Source organism: Falsirhodobacter xinxiangensis, from assembly GCF_004959935.1.
Classification (GTDB): Bacteria; Pseudomonadota; Alphaproteobacteria; order Rhodobacterales; family Rhodobacteraceae; genus Falsirhodobacter; species Falsirhodobacter xinxiangensis.
Genome location: NZ_SMYN01000012.1, coordinates 33,302 through 47,502, shown reverse-complemented (window position 1 = coordinate 47,502; position 14,201 = coordinate 33,302). Strand labels below are relative to the sequence as shown.

The window sequence follows — 14,201 nt, the reverse complement described above, 5'->3', positions numbered from 1 at the left end:
GGGCCTAGTGACGCCAGTTCGTCGGGACGTCCCAGCGGGCAGCCTCGGCTTCGGCCTGATTGCGCGTCAGACCGATATCGGCCAGCCGGGCGTCGTCCAGTTGCGACAGCTTGATCCTTTGGCGGCGCGCCTGATGGGCAAGCAGCAGGCGGCGCCAGAGGCCGCGCAGGCCGGGTGCGGGAGCGGGACGAGAGAGCGATTTCGCGACCATCGTGGTTTTCCTTTCATGCCGGGTCGTCGTGCTTGTCAGGATTGCCACGGGTTGATAGATTATCAAAATGAATGGTTGTTAGGTCGATCATCACAGAAAGCGATCATGGCGCGAAATCTTGACCTTGGGGCCCTGCGCTCGCTTGTGACCATCGCCGATGTCGGCGGGGTAACGCGGGCAGCGGGGTTCCTGAACCTGACGCAATCCGCCGTATCGATGCAGATCAAGCGGCTGGAGGAATCGATGGACCTTCAGCTTCTGGATCGGGGTCAGCGGCAGGTCGGCCTCACCCCGGCGGGCGAGCAGCTTGCCAGCTATGCCCGTCGCATGCTTGCGCTGAACGACGAGGTGCTGACCCGCCTGACCAACGACGCCTTCGAGGGCGAGATCGTGCTGGGCGTGCCGCATGACATCGTCTATCCGGGCATTCCGCGCGTGATGCAGCTGTTTGCCGCGGCCTTTCCGCGAGTCAGCGTGCGGCTCATCTCGTCCTATACCACGGCGCTGAAGGCCCAGTTTGCGCGCGGCGAATGCGACGTGATCCTGACGACCGAAGATCGCACCGACCCCGAGGGCGAGGTTCTGGCTGAGGTTCCGCTGATCTGGGTCGGTGCGCCGGGCGGGGTAAGCCATCGTCATCGCCCTCTGCGGATCGCATTCGAACAGGGCTGCGCCTTTCGTCCGGGCGCGATCGAGGCGCTGGACCGCGCTGGGATCGATTGGACGGTGGGGGTGGAATCCGACAATTCGCGGACCATCGAAGCGACGGTCAGCGCCGATCTTGGCGTGACGGCGGTGCTTTCAGGCTGTGAAGGGCCGTATATGGAGCCTGTCCCGGCGGGCCTGTTGCCCCCGTTGCCGACGAAGCGCATCAACATCTATGTCGGGCGCCCGTTTCGCGACCGCCCCGTCTGCGCCCCTTTCGTCGCGATGATCTGCGACCAGTATCGGCGCGAACAGATTGCCGAGGCGGCGCCCGCGGCCTAGTCTTCGCGCAGGAGGGGCGGATATGCAGGCAGAAGGCGAGTTCGAGACCCTTGCCCAAGGGATACATGCGACGCTGCGTCGACGCATCATCGATCTGAACCTGTCCCCCGGCGCGGTGCTCCACCCCAAGGCGCTGGCCGAGGAGCATGGAACCAGCCCCACCCCGGTGCGCGAGGCATTGATCCTGCTTCAGCAAGAAGGGCTGGTCCGCATCCAGCCGCAATCGCGCACGGTCGTGACCCATATCGGGCTGGCGCAGGTGCATGAGGCGCATTTCCTGCGCCTTGCTGTCGAAACCGAGGTGACGCGCGAACTGGCGGGCGAATGCCGGCAGGAGGTGATCGCCCGCGCCCGTTCTGCCATCGCGATGCAGGACGGGGCCGCGACGGCCGGGGCGCAGGATGCCTTTCGCGCCTTTGGCGACATGTTCCACGCCACGCTGTTCGGGGCGGTGGGCAAGGAAGGGCTGCGCGCCATCCTGCATCGCCGATCCGCCGTGATGGAACGTATGGAGCATCTGCACCCGTTCGAGGGGGATGACGCGATTCTGGACGCGCATGACCGGATCGTCCGTGGAATCGCGCTTCGGGATGGGGATGGTGCCACGGATGCCATGCGCCGCCACCTGAACCCGGTGATGAGCCATGTCGACAGCCTTCAGCGCCGTTTTCCGGGGTATTTCGCGCCCTGAGGCGGCTCAATCATGCTAGGGGAATCACGTCGAAGCGGATACGCATACGGCGGGCGGCGACCTCGAAAATGTCGTTCTGCTGATCTTCGGTGAAGGGCAGCGCAAAATGACGATAGGGATGGTTTGCGGGCAGACGGTCCTGAATTAGTTTGAACAGATCCTGAAGGATTGCGTGATAGGGTCCGATAATCACATCCGTGACGTCGTCCATCTGGTATCGCAGCAGGAAAATCATCACAGGCACCCTGGTTCCAATGGCATCCCGACCGTAAAGGGAGATAACATTCAAAGCCGCTTCGTTCCAACTTCGGGCGTAACCCGGCGTTTCAATTCAATTGCCAGTAGGTTGATCGTGCAGCGTGTGTGGAATCAAGAGATTATTTTTGTAAGCCTGGAAACCGGGCGGGTAACGGTGCTTCAGGATACTGCTGCTGCGGTGACATATTTCAGCCATTATTGGAAATCGGCAGAAACGCCGGAATTCTTTGCAGCGGCCCGCGCCTGCTATGCCGTGTTGGATGGATATGGCGATCCGGAGAATGCTCGGATTGCAGTGCTTGCCGCGCTGAAATCGGTCGGGATCACCCCGGGGCCGGCAGGTCAGTGAAGGCGCGCACTCTCGACGCTGAACCAGATCGACACCAGCCCGTCGGCGGCCCGGAAAATCTCGCGCTGCTGACGGCGGTCGAAGGGCTGCGACAGGGCACGATGCGGATGGACCAACGGCAGAAGTGACGCCAGCATCGTGATGAAATCCTGCATGACCGAATGCTCGCTTCCCCGGATCAGCCCCGGCACGCCGTCGAGTCGGTAGTGGAGCACACATGTCATCGGGAAGATCCAGCATAGAGGTTAACGGCGGGAAACTAGGGCCGGCTTCGGCGAATGCAAGCAGGGGTTGCGTGCTGGGCGATTCTTAGCGAAATGGTGGGTCGTGCTTTGCGAATTGGTCATTTCCCTTGCAAAGCGGTAAGACAATATGACTGCCCGAGCATCGGTTAATTTGATCCGCGCATAAAGGTGTGCCGAATATGCGTTTTCGGCAATTCGATGAAAGGAAGTTTGTTAATGCGCGAGACGCTGGAAAACCGACAGATCTGGATTTACCTCGCGTCGATTGTGATCGCCTTCGTGGTTCCGGGGTTGGCGGATTTGCGTTGGCTGGAACCGGCATTGGGCTTCATGCTGTTCGTCACCTTCCTTCAGGTTCCGTTGGCCAATATCCATGCGGGATTTCGGCAGGGACGTTTTTTGTTGGCGTTGCTGATCGCGAATTTCGTCCTCGTTCCGGTTCTGGTCTTTGTTTTGGTGGCGTGGGTGCCGGACGATGGGCTGCTGCGATTGGGGATCGTGATGGTGCTCCTTTGCCCGTGCATCGATTACGTCATCACCTTCACGCATTTGGGGCGGGGCGATGCGCGATTGCTGCTGTCCGCGACGCCGATCCTGCTTCTGGCGCAAATGGTCCTGCTTGCCGTCTGGCTTGCATTCAGGCCCGGAGAGGGCGTCTTTGCCTTCGGCCCGTTTCTGGACGCATTCCTGTGGCTGATCGCGGTGCCGCTGATGCTGGCGACGGGGGTGCGTGCGTTCGGCGGGCGAAGGCTGAACGACGGCCTTGGCGCCATGCCTGTTCCCGCGACGGCGCTGGTGCTGTTCATCGTCGTTTCCGCAACGATCCCGGCGCTGGCCGGCGCGGCAGGACCGGTTCTTGCGGCCCTGCCGGTCTATGTCGCCTTTGCGATTCTGGCGCCGGTGGTCGGCTGGGCCGTGGCGCGACGCTTCGGCCTGCAGGCGGGGGCTGCCCGCGCGGTGGCCTTCTCGGCCGGGACGCGGAATTCATTGGTGATCCTGCCGCTGGCCTTGGCGGTGCCGGGTGGCGGGGCGATCCTCCCCGCCGTGATCGTGGCGCAGACGCTGGTCGAGTTGCTGGCCCAGCTTGTCTATATCCGCGCGATCCCCAGACTGGTGCGCTAGGCCCGCGCGCTGGCGGGGCTGCGCACGCCCAGTGCGATCAGGCCGCTGGCAACCACCAGAACCGCACCGCCATAGGTATAGACGCCGGTGGCTCCTGCGGTGTCGAAGATCAGCCCGCCCGTGCCCGCGCCTGCCGCGATGGCGAACTGGATCGCCGCGACGATCAGCCCGCCCGCGCTTTCGGCCTCGTCCGGGGCGATGCGGGTGTTCCAAGTCGTCCAGGCGACCGGAACCCCGCCAAAGGCCATGCCCCAAAGCGAGACCAGCACCAGCGCCAGCACGGATGCGCCCGTCAGGCCCGACAGCGCCAGCGCGCTTGCCCCGGCCAGAAGCGGCATCGCCGCCAGCGTGAAGCCAAGGCTGCGGCGGATCAGCGGCCCGGCCAGCAACGTGCCGATGAAGTTCGCGATCCCGAAGCCCAGAAGGAACACGGTGATCCAGCCGACATCCGCAGCCAGCGCCAGTTCAAGGAAGGGCCGGATAAAGGTGAACAGCGCGAAATGCCCCATGAAGACCAGCGCGACACAGGCGATCCCCTGCCACACGCCGGGGCGCAGGAGGACGGCCAGCAGCGTGCCAAGGCCCGCGCTGCCCGTGGCCGCCATCGACGGTAGGGTCAACCACTGCGCAATCAGGCCAAGCGCGCCGAAGCCCGCGCTCCACAGGAAAACCTCGCGCCAGCCGATCGCCGCGCCCAGCCAGCTGCCCAAGGGGGCTGCAACCACGGTGGCAAGCGAAACGCCCGCAAAGATCAGCGACAGCGCCTTGGGCACATCGGCGGGCGGCACCAGCCGCATCGCGACGGCGGCGGACATCGTCCAGAACCCGCCGATGGCGACGCCCAGAAGGATGCGCCCGAACAGCAGCACCGGAAGGTTCGGCGCCAGCGCCACGAGAATGTTCGACGCGATCAGCAGCACCGAAAAGCCCAAGAGCACTTTGCGGCGGTCGATGCCGCGCGTCAGCACCGCAAGGAACAGGCCCGTCAGCAGGGCGATCAGGGCGGTTGCGGTCACGGCCTGCCCGGCCATGCCTTCGCTGACGCCAAGATCGACGGCCATCGGGGTCAGAAGGCTCATGGGCAGGAATTCGGCGGCGATCAGACCGAAGACGCCGACGAACAGGGCATAGACGGCGGGCCAGCGGGCGGTGTCGGGCGCGTCGCCCACGGGATGCGGGATGTGTCCTTGCATCGGTTGTCCTTTCGAAGCGGGGAGGAAGACGAACCTAGCCGCGGATCGGCGGACGTGCTATGATAGGATCGCCGCCATTTTTGATCGGACGTCCGGAATGCTGGATCACCTGCCGCCCATCCCCCGCCATGACATGATGAGCGAGCTGCTCATGGGGATGCGCCTTTACGGCGTCGCCTATCGCCGCCTGCGCCTTGCCGCCCCGTTCGGGATCGGCTTTGGCGGGGTCGAGGGGAAGGCGCAACTGCATTTCGTGGCGCAGGGCCGCGCCGTGCTGCGAATGGGGACCGAAACGCGGGTGGTCGGCTGCGGCGATGCCGTCTTCCTGCCGCGTGGCGAGGCACATGCGCTGGTGTCCGAGGATGGCGCCTCTATCCGCGATCTGCACGACTTCGCCGCCGCCCCGATCTGTGCGGCGGTCGATTCGGTGTCCAGTTGCCCCGAAGGGACCTGCCGCACCAAGGACACGATCATCTTCAGCGGCTGCATGGATTTCGACCTTGGCGCGATGCATCCTTTGGTCGGGATGATGCCGCGGGTCATGCAGCTTGGCCTTCTGGCCGAACGTCAGCCGGAAATCGTCCCGATCCTCGAGGCGATGGAGCGGGAGGCGCGGACCGAGCGTGCGGGGTTCGCCGGCATCCTGTCGCGGCTGGCGGATGTGGTTGCGGCCTCGATCGTGCGGGGCTGGGTCGAATATGGCTGCGGCAGCGCGTCGGGCTGGGTGGAGGCATTGCGCGATCCGCGCCTTGGCCGCGTCCTGCTTTCGGTCCATCGCGATCCCGGCCGGAACTGGACGGTGGCCAGCATGGCGGCGGAAATGGGCGCATCGCGCACCGTCTTCGCCGAACGATTCCTTGCCGTGACCGGGGTGACGCCGCTGCGCTATGTCTCCGATCTGCGGATGCGGTTGGCGGGGCAATGGATCGCCCGCGACGGCATGGGGATCGAGGAGGCGGCGCATCGGCTTGGCTATGGCTCGCAAGCCGCGTTCAGCCGGGCGTTCAAACGCGTGACCGGCCAGCCGCCGGGGCGCATCCGCTAGGCTTGCAATTCCCGAGCCGCAGCGCGACACCTTCGGCATGAGGATGCAGTTTCCACGCGGCTTCGGGCCATCCATCGCGCGGCAAAACCTGCGCGACGTGCTGCGCGCGGGGGCGGGGGCATTGTTCGGCTTTGCCTTGCTGGCGCTGGCTTTCGCCGGGGCGCCGGACCTGCGGACGGGGCTGTTCCTGATCGCGCCGTTCGGGGCTTCGGCGGTGCTGGTCTTTGCCGCGCCGAACAGCCCGTTGGCGCAGCCCTGGTCGGTGGTGGTGGGCAATACCGTCGCTGCCTTGGTCGGCGTCGCGGCCTGTTTCCTGATCGACGATACGGCGCTTCGCGTGGCCTTGGCCGTGTCGCTGGCCATTGCGGCGATGCTGGCCTTTCGCGCACTGCACCCGCCGGGCGGGGCAGTGGCGATGACGGCGGCGCTGGCGCCGGACCTGATCCATGAGATCGGCTTTCGTTTCGTGCTGACTCCGGTCGCGGCGGGCAGCGCGGCGCTGGTGCTGGCGGGGCTTGCATGGGCGCGGGCCACTGGCCGTCACTATCCCCTGCGCCAGATGGAAGTGACCGAGCCGCCCCCCACCGCCCGCGTCGGTCTGAGCGAGGGGGAGTTGAACGCGATCCTCCAGAGCTATCGCCAGTCGCTGAACCTTGGCGCGGCGGATCTTGCGCGGCTGATCGGCGCGGCAGAGATGCAGGTCGCCAGCCACCACTCCGGCGCCATGACGGCGGGCGATATCATGTCCCGCGATCTGGTCACCGTCGATCCTGACACGCCCATCGGCGAGGTGGCGGAGCTGTTCCGCCGCCACGGCTTCACCTCGATCCCGGTGGTGCAGCAGGGCGACAAGTTCCTTGGCGTGATCTTTCAGATCCACCTGATCCGCCGTGCGCGCGAGGATGCGCTGCGGCTGGATCGCGGCTTCGGTGCGGCGATGGCGCGGCTGACCGGGCGGCGCGAGCATCCGGTGCGGGCGGGCGACATCATGGGGACGGCGATGCCGCGCGCCCTGCGGACCACCCCCGTCGCGGCGCTGCTTCCGATGATGGCCGAGGGGCATTGCGACGCGGTGCCGGTGCTGGACCGGGGCCGCATCATCGGCATCGTCACCCGCACCGACATGATCGCGGCGCTGGCCCGCCGCAGCCTCAGCGGCTGAGATAGAAGTCCGAGACGCTGCGAACGCGGATTTGGAACGCCTCGCCCCCGGCCATGACGTCATGTTCGGCAAAGGCTGCAAGGTCCAGCCCCGTCTCCTGCGCGATGGAGGCGACGGAGACCTGCGTATCTTCGAAATCGCCGAAGACGAAACGGGCGGAGGGGCGCGGCAGGTGGTCCATCTGGCTGCGCCGATAGCCGATGGTGGTCAGCTGCCCGGTTTCGGCATGGATGAAGGCCAGCACCTTCCAGAAGGCGGTGGGGATCTTGCGGTTGTAGTAGACGGGATCGTCCTCGGCCAGCACCGGGCCGGTGATGACCGTGACCTTCAGGTTCGCGCGGTCGGCATTGTCCAGAACGTAATTTTCAAGGTCCAGCCAGATGCCGCCGTTGAATCCCTGCCGCTGCGGCGCGACGTTGGTGATGTGGAAGGTGTCGGCATCGGCCTGTTTCGCGGTTTCGCGGTCGCCCCAGTTCGGGTCTTCGCGCCGGGTCATGTGGCCGCGGCTGAACAGCCCCCGACGTTCGTCGCCATAGCCTTCGCGCAGGTTCTGGAACCGGTTGTCGATGCGCGGATCGCGCCGCCATGTGTCGGTGCGCGGCACGTCGCGGTCCGACAGCTTGCCGTCGATGTTGCAGGCGCTGAACAAGGGCAGCGCGCGCGAGGCCGACATCAGGACCGAGAAGTGGGTGTATCTGATCTCGGTCCCGCCGCCTTCGACCGGGACCAGATCGTCCGCCCATGCCCCGGCACCCGGCAAAGGCAGCGGATCGCCCGGAATGAAGGCGGGGTCATATCCGCCGCGCCCGTCATAGCTGTCCAGCGGGCGCAGGGATTCGGTGACGCGGAGGTCGTCCGCATCCGTCAGGGGGCCAAAGCTGCGGATCATCTGCGGAACTGCGCCTTCGGTGGGTTCAGGGTCAGCACCTTTTCGGACGAAAGCTGCCAATGCGCCATGCCGCCAAGGCACGCCTCCACCTCGCGCCGCGTGGCGGTCACACGGACGGTGCCGGGAAGCACTTCTTCGGCCGACAGCGGGCGCAGCGTCGCCAGAAGCTCCGCCGTTTCCTCAGGTGCCGGGTCGTGATCGTCGGCATAGACGAGCACGTAGTTCTTGCGTTGCGCCTTCATCGTCAGGACCCCAGATCGATCAGCCCGCCGCCTTCGTAATCCTTGCCGAAGCCGATGGGTTCCGCATGTTCATTCGCCAGCCTTACGATATCGTCGGATCGCTGCTGGTTCCGCTCTGCCGACAGGATATCAGGATTTCGCGACAAAATCCTTGCAATCATGCCCGCCGCCGCCGGACAGGCCATGGATGTGCCATCCATCACCCCACGCGCGGCCTCGTTCACCCAGGATATAATGCCCACCCCCGGCCCGATGAAGTCCACCTCCGGCCCGATATTGCTGAAATTGGCGAAGAAGCGGTCGTTCTTCGGCTTCGGCTTGTCCGCCACATTGCGCCCGGTGGTCGCGCCCTCGGGCCAGGCATCCATCGCGCCCCCGGCGGATACCGCCAGAACCACCCCCGATTTCGCCGGATAGGACACGGGCGACATATAGTCGTTCCCCGTGGCCGCGACGCAGACGACGCCCATCGCCCGCGCCCGCCGCACCTCGCGCGTGATCGAGATCGGCTCGGACGCCTGCCCGAGGCTGAGGTTGATGATGTCGCAGCCATCGTCCACCGCCTGCCGGATCGCGCGCGCGATGGCAAATTCGCTGGCGCCGCCACCGCCCGCCTCGAACACGCGGTAGGCGTGCAGATCGACCTCGGGCGCGACGCGGGCGACGATCCCGGCGACATGGGTGCCGTGGCCGGTGCCGTTGTCGAACCATTCGTCCGCAGGCTCCGTCCCCGTGGTGTTGAGGCCGAGCGTGATATTCAACCCCTCGGCCCGGTCCACTCCGGTATCGACGATGGCGACCTTCACGCCCTTGCCGTCGCCCTTCTCCGGCGCGGCCATCATCCGGGCAAGGCTGTCCTCGAACCGTTCCGCAAGGGGGGTCAGCTTCAGGGTCACTTCCGTTTCCGTCTCGGACACTTTCGTATCCTCGATCCCGCCCGGCCAGTATCCGGCCAAGGGTGAGCAGATGATCGCGTCGATCACATCCTGTCCGGCCGGAAGGGCGGTTTCATACCGCCCCTTTGCATCCGTCACCGCATCGGCGATGCCGAATCCCCGCCGCGCGTCCAGCACGATGGCGACGGATGCCCCGGCCACCGGTTTGCCCGTTTCCGCATCGACGCAGGTCAGCACCAAAGTCTTCTTCGACCGGAAGGCCGAGGGTTTTGCATGCCGGCGGATCACATCCGTCCGCCGCAGCTTCAGGAACCGCAGCACCAGTTCGGGACGCACCCGCAGCCCCGGATAGGTGCGTTGCAGCGCGAAAGCCTGATCCGGTGTCATGCTGACCAGCGACGCCTCGTTCTGGCCGATGGAATCGATCAGGCGGATGCGGCCCGCATCGGTGTCCAAGAGGCGAAGGCGCGGGCGGACGGGCGGCTCGTGCCCATCCTCGGCCCCGCCCGGAACGCTGGCGGCGCGAAGACCACCCTTGCCGAACAGCTTCTGGTGCATCCGGTGGAAGAGGTTGAAACTCGTGGTCTCCATCCGGTCGTTGAAGACGTTGTCCTCGGGGACGATGACGTATTTCCTTGGCCGTGCCATGATCCACCCCTTTTGCGGCTGGGGGCATCTGACCCCGAATCCCGCGCCCCTACAACCCCGCGCCTGCCAGCCCGGCACCGAGGGCGGGGTCATCGCCGGCGTCCGGGATGCCCCTCGCCTGCGGCGGCAAGGAACGGCCGCATCACCCTTATTATTGCTGGAGGTGGAATAGTGAATGGCGAATTATAGCCGTTAAAGACAGGCGCGAAAGCGGTCATCTTGGGCGCAACAGAACAGGAGTTCACCATGCTTCCGATCAATGGCCTTCACCACGTCACCTCGCTTGCCTCCGATCCGCAGGTCAACAGCGATTTCTTCACCAAGGCGCTGGGGCTGCGGCGCGTGAAGAAGACGGTCAACTTCGACGCGCCCGACGTCTATCACCTCTACTATGGCGATGCCGCTGGCACGCCGGGCAGCGTGATGACCTATTTCCCCTTTCCGCATATCGCCAAGGGCCGCCATGGCACCGGCGAGGTGGGCGAGACGGTCTTTGCGATCCCGCGAGGCAGCCTTGGGTTCTGGAAGGACCGTCTGGTTGGCGAGGAAGCGACCAGCTTCGGCGAGACGCGCCTGCGCTTCGCTGGGCCGGATGGCGACCAGTTCGCGCTGGTGGAGACGGACGACGCGCGCGAAGGCTGGACCGGGACGGTCGATGCCGACCACGCGGTGCGCGGCTTTCGCGGGGCAAGCCTGCGGCTGCGTGACGGCGGGGCCACGGGCGAATTGCTGCGTTTCATGGGGTATGAGCAGGAAGCGACCGAGGGGAACCTGACCCGCTGGCGCGTGCCGAATGGCAACGGGGCCGACGTCATCGACATAGAAACGCTGCCCGGCACCGAATCCGCGCGTCAGGGCGGCGGCTCGGTCCATCACATCGCCTTCTCCACCCCCGACCGCGCCTCGCAGGACGAAGTGCGCCGTGCGCTTCTGGACACCGGCTGGCAGGTCACGCCGCCGATCGACCGGGACTATTTCTGGGCGATCTATTTCCGCACCCCCGGCGGCGTGTTGTTCGAGGTGGCGACTGCCGAGCCGGGGTTCGACCGCGACGAATCCTTTGCCCATCTGGGCGAGGGGCTGAAACTCCCCACCCAGCACGAGCCGCTGCGCGCAAGGCTGGAGCAACATCTGCAACCGATCGAGGACTGACATGCACGCCATCGTCACCAAGGGCACGCCGACCATCTTCGCCTTTCATGGCACGGGCGGCGACGAGCATCAGTTCGCGGGCCTCGTCCGCGAATTGTGGCCGGGCGCGGGTCTGGTCGCGCCACGGGGCGAGGTGTCGGAACATGGCGCGAACCGCTTCTTCCGCCGCACCGCCGAGGGCGTCTATGACATGGACGATCTGTGGGCGCGCACGGATGCGATGACCCGCTTCGTGCGCGGCCATGCGGGTCCGGCCTATGCCTTCGGGTATTCCAACGGCGCGAACATCCTTGCGGCGATGAGCTTCAAGGCACCGGACCTGTTCGCCCGCGTGGCGCTTCTGCATCCGCTGATCCCTTTCGCGCCGCCGCCCGCCGCTTTCGGCGGTCTGCCGGTGCTGATCACCGGCGGGCGGCGCGATCCGATCTGTCCGCTGCCGATGACCGAGGGGCTGGCGGGCTACTACGAAAACCAACAGGCTGAAGTCACCCTGCACTTGCATGAGGGCGGGCACGAGATCCGCCCGTCCGAAATCACCGCCCTTCAGGGCTTCTTCAAGGACTGATCCGATGATCCTGATCCACGAGAACATGAGCCGGGGCCGCACCCGCAAAGGCTGGGCCGATGCCTTTCACAGCTTTTCCTTCGGCGAGTTCAAGGACCCGACCCGCATGGGTTTCGCCCGCCTGCGCGTGCTGAACGAGGATACCATCGTGCCGGGGTCCGGCTTCGCGCCCCACGATCATGCCGACATGGACATCCTGACGGTCGTTCTGTCGGGCCGCATCCGCCACGAGGACAGCCTTGGCAACGTGGCCGAGATCGCGCCGGGAGAGATGCAGCTGATGCGCGCAGGGTCCGGCGTCACGCATTCCGAGGTCAACGCCTCGGACACCGACCCGGCGCATGTGCTGCAAATCTGGCTGATCCCGGATGCGGCGGGCGGGGCGCCGTCCTATCAATCGGCACCGTTGACCGAGGGGTTGCTTGCCTCGCGCGATGGCCCGCTGGTTCTGGGGTCCGACACGCGGATCACGCTGCTGCGGCCCAAGGACGGCGCGCGCACGCGGATCGAGGTGCCCGAGGGTCGCGCGGTCTTCGTCCAGATCGTCGAAGGTTTCGCGCGGATGGAGGGCGAGCGGCTGGTCGCGGGCGACGGGCTGCAACTGACCGAAGCGCCGCCGGAATTGCATTGGCAGACCGACGGCGCGATCCTGATCTTCGACATGCCGACCGAAAGCTGGCAAGGAGCCTGAGACATGAGCTGGAATCCCACCCAGACCCCCGAATGCCCCGAAAGCCTCGACAGTATCGAGACGCTGATCATCCCCCGCGCCCGCGATCTGGGCGGGTTCGAGGTGCGGCGCGCCTTGCCCGCGCCCAAACGCCAGATGGTCGGGCCGTTCATCTTCTTCGACCAGATGGGCCCGGCCGAGTTCCTGACCGGCGGCGGGATCGACGTGCGGCCCCATCCGCATATCGGCCTCGCCACCGTCACCTATCTTTACAAGGGCGAGTTCCACCACCGCGACAGCACCGGGGCCGACCAGATGGTCTATCCCGGCGAGGTGAACTGGATGATCGCGGGAGAGGGCGTGACCCATTCCGAACGCACATCGGAAGAAATGCGCACCAAGCCGGGATCGCTGTTCGGCATCCAAACATGGGTCGCGCTGCCCGAACATGCCGAAGATACCGGCGCGAGTTTCGAACATCACGGGCAGGAGGCGCTGCCCTTCATCGACGAGGGGGGCAAGCAGGTGCGGCTGATCCTCGGCTCGGCCTGGGGGGAGACCGCGCCGGTGAAGACCTTCACCGAGACCTTCTATGCCGATGCCGTTCTGGCCGCGGGTGCGAAGCTGCCCTTGCCCGACAATCACGAGGATCGCGGCGTTTATGTCACCGAAGGATCGGTCATCGTCGCGGGGCAGGTGTTCGAGGCGGGGCGCATGATGGTCTTCCGTCCCGGCGACCGGATCAGCCTGACCGCTGGCCCGCTGGGCGCGCGGCTGATGGTTCTGGGGGGCGAGACGCTGAACGGGCCGCGCTACATCTCGTGGAACTTCGTCGCCTCAAGCGAGGAACGGATCGAGGCGGCGAAGGAGGCGTGGCGGCAGGGCGATTTCACCCATGGGCGTTTCCGTCTGCCGCCCGGCGATACGGCGGAGTTCATCCCCCTGCCTTAAGCCGCGATCGGGGCCGCTTCCTCGACCAGACGGTAGGCGCCCGGCGTGACGAACAGCTTGCGAAGCAGCTCGTTCGTCAGGCTGTGGCCGGCCTTGTGCCCGTGGTAATGGGCGATCAGCGGATAGCCTGCCAGCGCCAGATCGCCCACCGCGTCCAGCATCTTGTGGCGCACGGGTTCGTCATCGTGGCGCAGACCGCCCGGCGACAGGACGGCGTCGCCTTCGACAACCACCGCGTTGGTCATCGTGCCGCCCAGAGCCAGACCGCGCGAGCGCATCAGTTCCACATCCGCCATGCGGCAGAAGGTGCGGCTGTCGGAAAGCTCGTCGATGAAGCTGCGGCTGTCAACGCGGGAAAAGCGGCTTTGCTTGCCAATGGCGGCATCGGGGAAGTCGATCTCGAACGTCATGGTGAAATCGTGCGAGGGCGACAGGCTGGCCCAAGCGTCGCCGCGTTCCACGCGCACCTGACGGGTGACCTCCAGATGTTGCAGACGGCCCGGCAGCGGGCGCATCCCGGCAGCGCCGATCGCTTCGACGAAGGGCAGGGCCGATCCGTCCATGATCGGGATCTCTGGCCCGTCCACGTCCACGATCACGTCGGTCACCGCCAGCGCGGCAAAGGCCGCCATCAGGTGTTCGATGGTGGAAATGGACACGCCCGAAGGATCGACCAGACGGGTGCAAAGCGGGGTCTGTTCGACATTGTGCCACAGCGCCGCGATATCACGTGCGGGGACCATGTCCGAACGGCGGAACAGGATGCCCTTGCCCGGAATGGCAGGGCGGACATGGATACGCACCGGGCGGCCGGAATGAAGGCCGATCCCGTCGATGGTCACTGTCCTTTGAACTGTCCGGCGCATGTCATGCTCCTCTTCTTCTGTCATGGAAGATTTAGGAACATTCGTATTTTAATGGAATG

General features: G+C 65.7%; 18 protein-coding genes. 10 read left to right on the top strand and 8 right to left on the bottom strand.

Going from position 1 to position 14,201, the window contains the following annotated elements; translation table 11 throughout:
* Positions 1–4: 4 nt before the first annotated feature.
* Positions 5–211, bottom strand: coding sequence for a DUF1127 domain-containing protein (locus tag E2K76_RS14120; protein WP_136684999.1), 207 nt, complete (start codon positions 209–211; stop codon positions 5–7).
* A gap of 105 nt (positions 212–316) precedes the next feature.
* On the opposite strand from E2K76_RS14120, the gene E2K76_RS14115 reads away from it, so the two are divergent.
* Positions 317–1,198: a LysR family transcriptional regulator gene (locus E2K76_RS14115; protein WP_136684998.1), complete on the top strand. Its 882-nt coding sequence runs from the start codon at positions 317–319 to the stop codon at positions 1,196–1,198.
* Positions 1,199–1,220: 22 nt separating this feature from the next.
* Positions 1,221–1,889 (top strand): GntR family transcriptional regulator, encoded by a 669-nt coding sequence (locus E2K76_RS14110; protein WP_136684997.1) that lies wholly within the window; start codon positions 1,221–1,223, stop codon positions 1,887–1,889.
* Positions 1,890–1,899: 10 nt separating this feature from the next.
* Here the strand turns inward: E2K76_RS14110 and E2K76_RS14105 are convergent, their stop codons facing one another.
* Positions 1,900–2,124, bottom strand: a complete 225-nt coding sequence (locus E2K76_RS14105) for a hypothetical protein (RefSeq protein WP_136684996.1) — start codon at positions 2,122–2,124, stop codon at positions 1,900–1,902.
* 117 nt (positions 2,125–2,241) lie between these two features.
* Between E2K76_RS14105 and E2K76_RS20370 the strand changes: the two genes are divergently transcribed.
* The gene (locus E2K76_RS20370) at positions 2,242–2,496 is read left to right on the top strand and encodes a DUF982 domain-containing protein (RefSeq protein ID WP_169053320.1); all 255 of its coding nucleotides are present in this window, start codon (positions 2,242–2,244) and stop codon (positions 2,494–2,496) included.
* Here the strand turns inward: E2K76_RS20370 and E2K76_RS14095 are convergent.
* Positions 2,490–2,720 (bottom strand): hypothetical protein, encoded by a 231-nt coding sequence (locus tag E2K76_RS14095; protein WP_136684994.1) that lies wholly within the window; start codon positions 2,718–2,720, stop codon positions 2,490–2,492. The two genes, E2K76_RS20370 and E2K76_RS14095, sit on opposite strands and share 7 nt — an antisense overlap.
* A gap of 237 nt (positions 2,721–2,957) precedes the next feature.
* Here E2K76_RS14095 and E2K76_RS14090 point away from each other — a divergent pair, with 237 nt between their 5' ends.
* Positions 2,958–3,863 carry an arsenic resistance protein gene (locus E2K76_RS14090; protein WP_220432249.1) on the top strand — a complete coding sequence of 302 codons (906 nt, stop codon included), beginning with the start codon at positions 2,958–2,960 and terminating at the stop codon, positions 3,861–3,863.
* Here E2K76_RS14090 and E2K76_RS14085 read toward each other — a convergent pair.
* Complete coding sequence (locus E2K76_RS14085) at positions 3,860–5,056, bottom strand: MFS transporter (RefSeq protein ID WP_136684992.1); 1,197 nt, start codon at positions 5,054–5,056, stop codon at positions 3,860–3,862. The genes E2K76_RS14090 and E2K76_RS14085 overlap by 4 nt on opposite strands.
* A 97-nt stretch (positions 5,057–5,153) precedes the next feature.
* On the opposite strand from E2K76_RS14085, the gene E2K76_RS14080 reads away from it, so the two are divergent.
* A complete protein-coding gene (locus tag E2K76_RS14080; RefSeq protein ID WP_136684991.1) occupies positions 5,154–6,101 on the top strand; it encodes an AraC family transcriptional regulator in 948 nt (315 codons plus the stop codon).
* Between the two features lie 43 nt (positions 6,102–6,144).
* On the top strand, positions 6,145–7,263 hold the full coding sequence (locus tag E2K76_RS14075) for an HPP family protein (RefSeq protein ID WP_136684990.1): 1,119 nt from the start codon (positions 6,145–6,147) through the stop codon (positions 7,261–7,263).
* On the opposite strand, the gene E2K76_RS14070 is transcribed toward E2K76_RS14075, so the two are convergent.
* The 3 genes from E2K76_RS14070 to E2K76_RS14060 are packed head-to-tail and all read right to left on the bottom strand — an operon-like array spanning position 7,253 to position 9,938.
* Complete coding sequence (locus E2K76_RS14070; protein ID WP_136684989.1) at positions 7,253–8,152, bottom strand: DNA/RNA non-specific endonuclease; 900 nt, start codon at positions 8,150–8,152, stop codon at positions 7,253–7,255. The two genes, E2K76_RS14075 and E2K76_RS14070, sit on opposite strands and share 11 nt — an antisense overlap.
* The gene (locus E2K76_RS14065) at positions 8,149–8,394 is read right to left on the bottom strand and encodes a hypothetical protein (RefSeq protein ID WP_136684988.1); all 246 of its coding nucleotides are present in this window, start codon (positions 8,392–8,394) and stop codon (positions 8,149–8,151) included. Before E2K76_RS14065 ends, E2K76_RS14070 begins: the two co-directional genes overlap by 4 nt.
* A 2-nt stretch (positions 8,395–8,396) precedes the next feature.
* Positions 8,397–9,938 (bottom strand): S8 family serine peptidase, encoded by a 1,542-nt coding sequence (locus tag E2K76_RS14060; protein ID WP_136684987.1) that lies wholly within the window; start codon positions 9,936–9,938, stop codon positions 8,397–8,399.
* Positions 9,939–10,184: 246 nt separating this feature from the next.
* Between E2K76_RS14060 and E2K76_RS14055 the strand changes: the two genes are divergently transcribed.
* Genes E2K76_RS14055 through E2K76_RS14040 form a run of 4 tightly spaced genes read left to right on the top strand, consistent with a single transcriptional unit; the run spans position 10,185 to position 13,276 of the window.
* Positions 10,185–11,090: a VOC family protein gene (locus tag E2K76_RS14055; RefSeq protein WP_136684986.1), complete on the top strand. Its 906-nt coding sequence runs from the start codon at positions 10,185–10,187 to the stop codon at positions 11,088–11,090.
* Between the two features lies 1 nt (position 11,091).
* Complete coding sequence (locus E2K76_RS14050) at positions 11,092–11,655, top strand: alpha/beta hydrolase (protein WP_136684985.1); 564 nt, start codon at positions 11,092–11,094, stop codon at positions 11,653–11,655.
* A 4-nt stretch (positions 11,656–11,659) separates the two neighbouring features.
* On the top strand, positions 11,660–12,346 hold the full coding sequence (locus tag E2K76_RS14045) for a pirin family protein (RefSeq protein ID WP_169053319.1): 687 nt from the start codon (positions 11,660–11,662) through the stop codon (positions 12,344–12,346).
* 3 nt (positions 12,347–12,349) lie between these two features.
* Positions 12,350–13,276: a pirin family protein gene (locus tag E2K76_RS14040; RefSeq protein WP_136684983.1), complete on the top strand. Its 927-nt coding sequence runs from the start codon at positions 12,350–12,352 to the stop codon at positions 13,274–13,276.
* On the opposite strand, the gene lpxC is transcribed toward E2K76_RS14040, so the two are convergent.
* Positions 13,273–14,142 carry a UDP-3-O-acyl-N-acetylglucosamine deacetylase gene (lpxC, locus tag E2K76_RS14035; RefSeq protein ID WP_136684982.1) on the bottom strand — a complete coding sequence of 290 codons (870 nt, stop codon included), beginning with the start codon at positions 14,140–14,142 and terminating at the stop codon, positions 13,273–13,275. The two genes, E2K76_RS14040 and lpxC, sit on opposite strands and share 4 nt — an antisense overlap.
* Positions 14,143–14,201 lie beyond the last annotated feature (59 nt).

Bases quoted from the DNA above. Each gene is read 5' to 3' on its own strand.
- E2K76_RS14120 (WP_136684999.1), bottom strand. From the start codon at position 211: ATGGTCGCGAAATCGCTCTCTCGTCCCGCTCCCGCACCCGGCCTGCGC.
- E2K76_RS14115 (WP_136684998.1), top strand. From the start codon at position 317: ATGGCGCGAAATCTTGACCTTGGGGCCCTGCGCTCGCTTGTGACCATC.
- E2K76_RS14110 (WP_136684997.1), top strand. From the start codon at position 1,221: ATGCAGGCAGAAGGCGAGTTCGAGACCCTTGCCCAAGGGATACATGCG.
- E2K76_RS14105 (WP_136684996.1), bottom strand. From the start codon at position 2,124: ATGATTTTCCTGCTGCGATACCAGATGGACGACGTCACGGATGTGATT.
- E2K76_RS14095 (WP_136684994.1), bottom strand. From the start codon at position 2,720: ATGACATGTGTGCTCCACTACCGACTCGACGGCGTGCCGGGGCTGATC.
- E2K76_RS14090 (WP_220432249.1), top strand. From the start codon at position 2,958: ATGCGCGAGACGCTGGAAAACCGACAGATCTGGATTTACCTCGCGTCG.
- E2K76_RS14085 (WP_136684992.1), bottom strand. From the start codon at position 5,056: ATGCAAGGACACATCCCGCATCCCGTGGGCGACGCGCCCGACACCGCC.
- E2K76_RS14080 (WP_136684991.1), top strand. From the start codon at position 5,154: ATGCTGGATCACCTGCCGCCCATCCCCCGCCATGACATGATGAGCGAG.
- E2K76_RS14075 (WP_136684990.1), top strand. From the start codon at position 6,145: ATGCAGTTTCCACGCGGCTTCGGGCCATCCATCGCGCGGCAAAACCTG.
- E2K76_RS14070 (WP_136684989.1), bottom strand. From the start codon at position 8,152: ATGATCCGCAGCTTTGGCCCCCTGACGGATGCGGACGACCTCCGCGTC.
- E2K76_RS14065 (WP_136684988.1), bottom strand. From the start codon at position 8,394: ATGAAGGCGCAACGCAAGAACTACGTGCTCGTCTATGCCGACGATCAC.
- E2K76_RS14060 (WP_136684987.1), bottom strand. From the start codon at position 9,938: ATGGCACGGCCAAGGAAATACGTCATCGTCCCCGAGGACAACGTCTTC.
- E2K76_RS14055 (WP_136684986.1), top strand. From the start codon at position 10,185: ATGCTTCCGATCAATGGCCTTCACCACGTCACCTCGCTTGCCTCCGAT.
- E2K76_RS14050 (WP_136684985.1), top strand. From the start codon at position 11,092: ATGCACGCCATCGTCACCAAGGGCACGCCGACCATCTTCGCCTTTCAT.
- E2K76_RS14045 (WP_169053319.1), top strand. From the start codon at position 11,660: ATGATCCTGATCCACGAGAACATGAGCCGGGGCCGCACCCGCAAAGGC.
- E2K76_RS14040 (WP_136684983.1), top strand. From the start codon at position 12,350: ATGAGCTGGAATCCCACCCAGACCCCCGAATGCCCCGAAAGCCTCGAC.
- lpxC (WP_136684982.1), bottom strand. From the start codon at position 14,142: ATGCGCCGGACAGTTCAAAGGACAGTGACCATCGACGGGATCGGCCTT.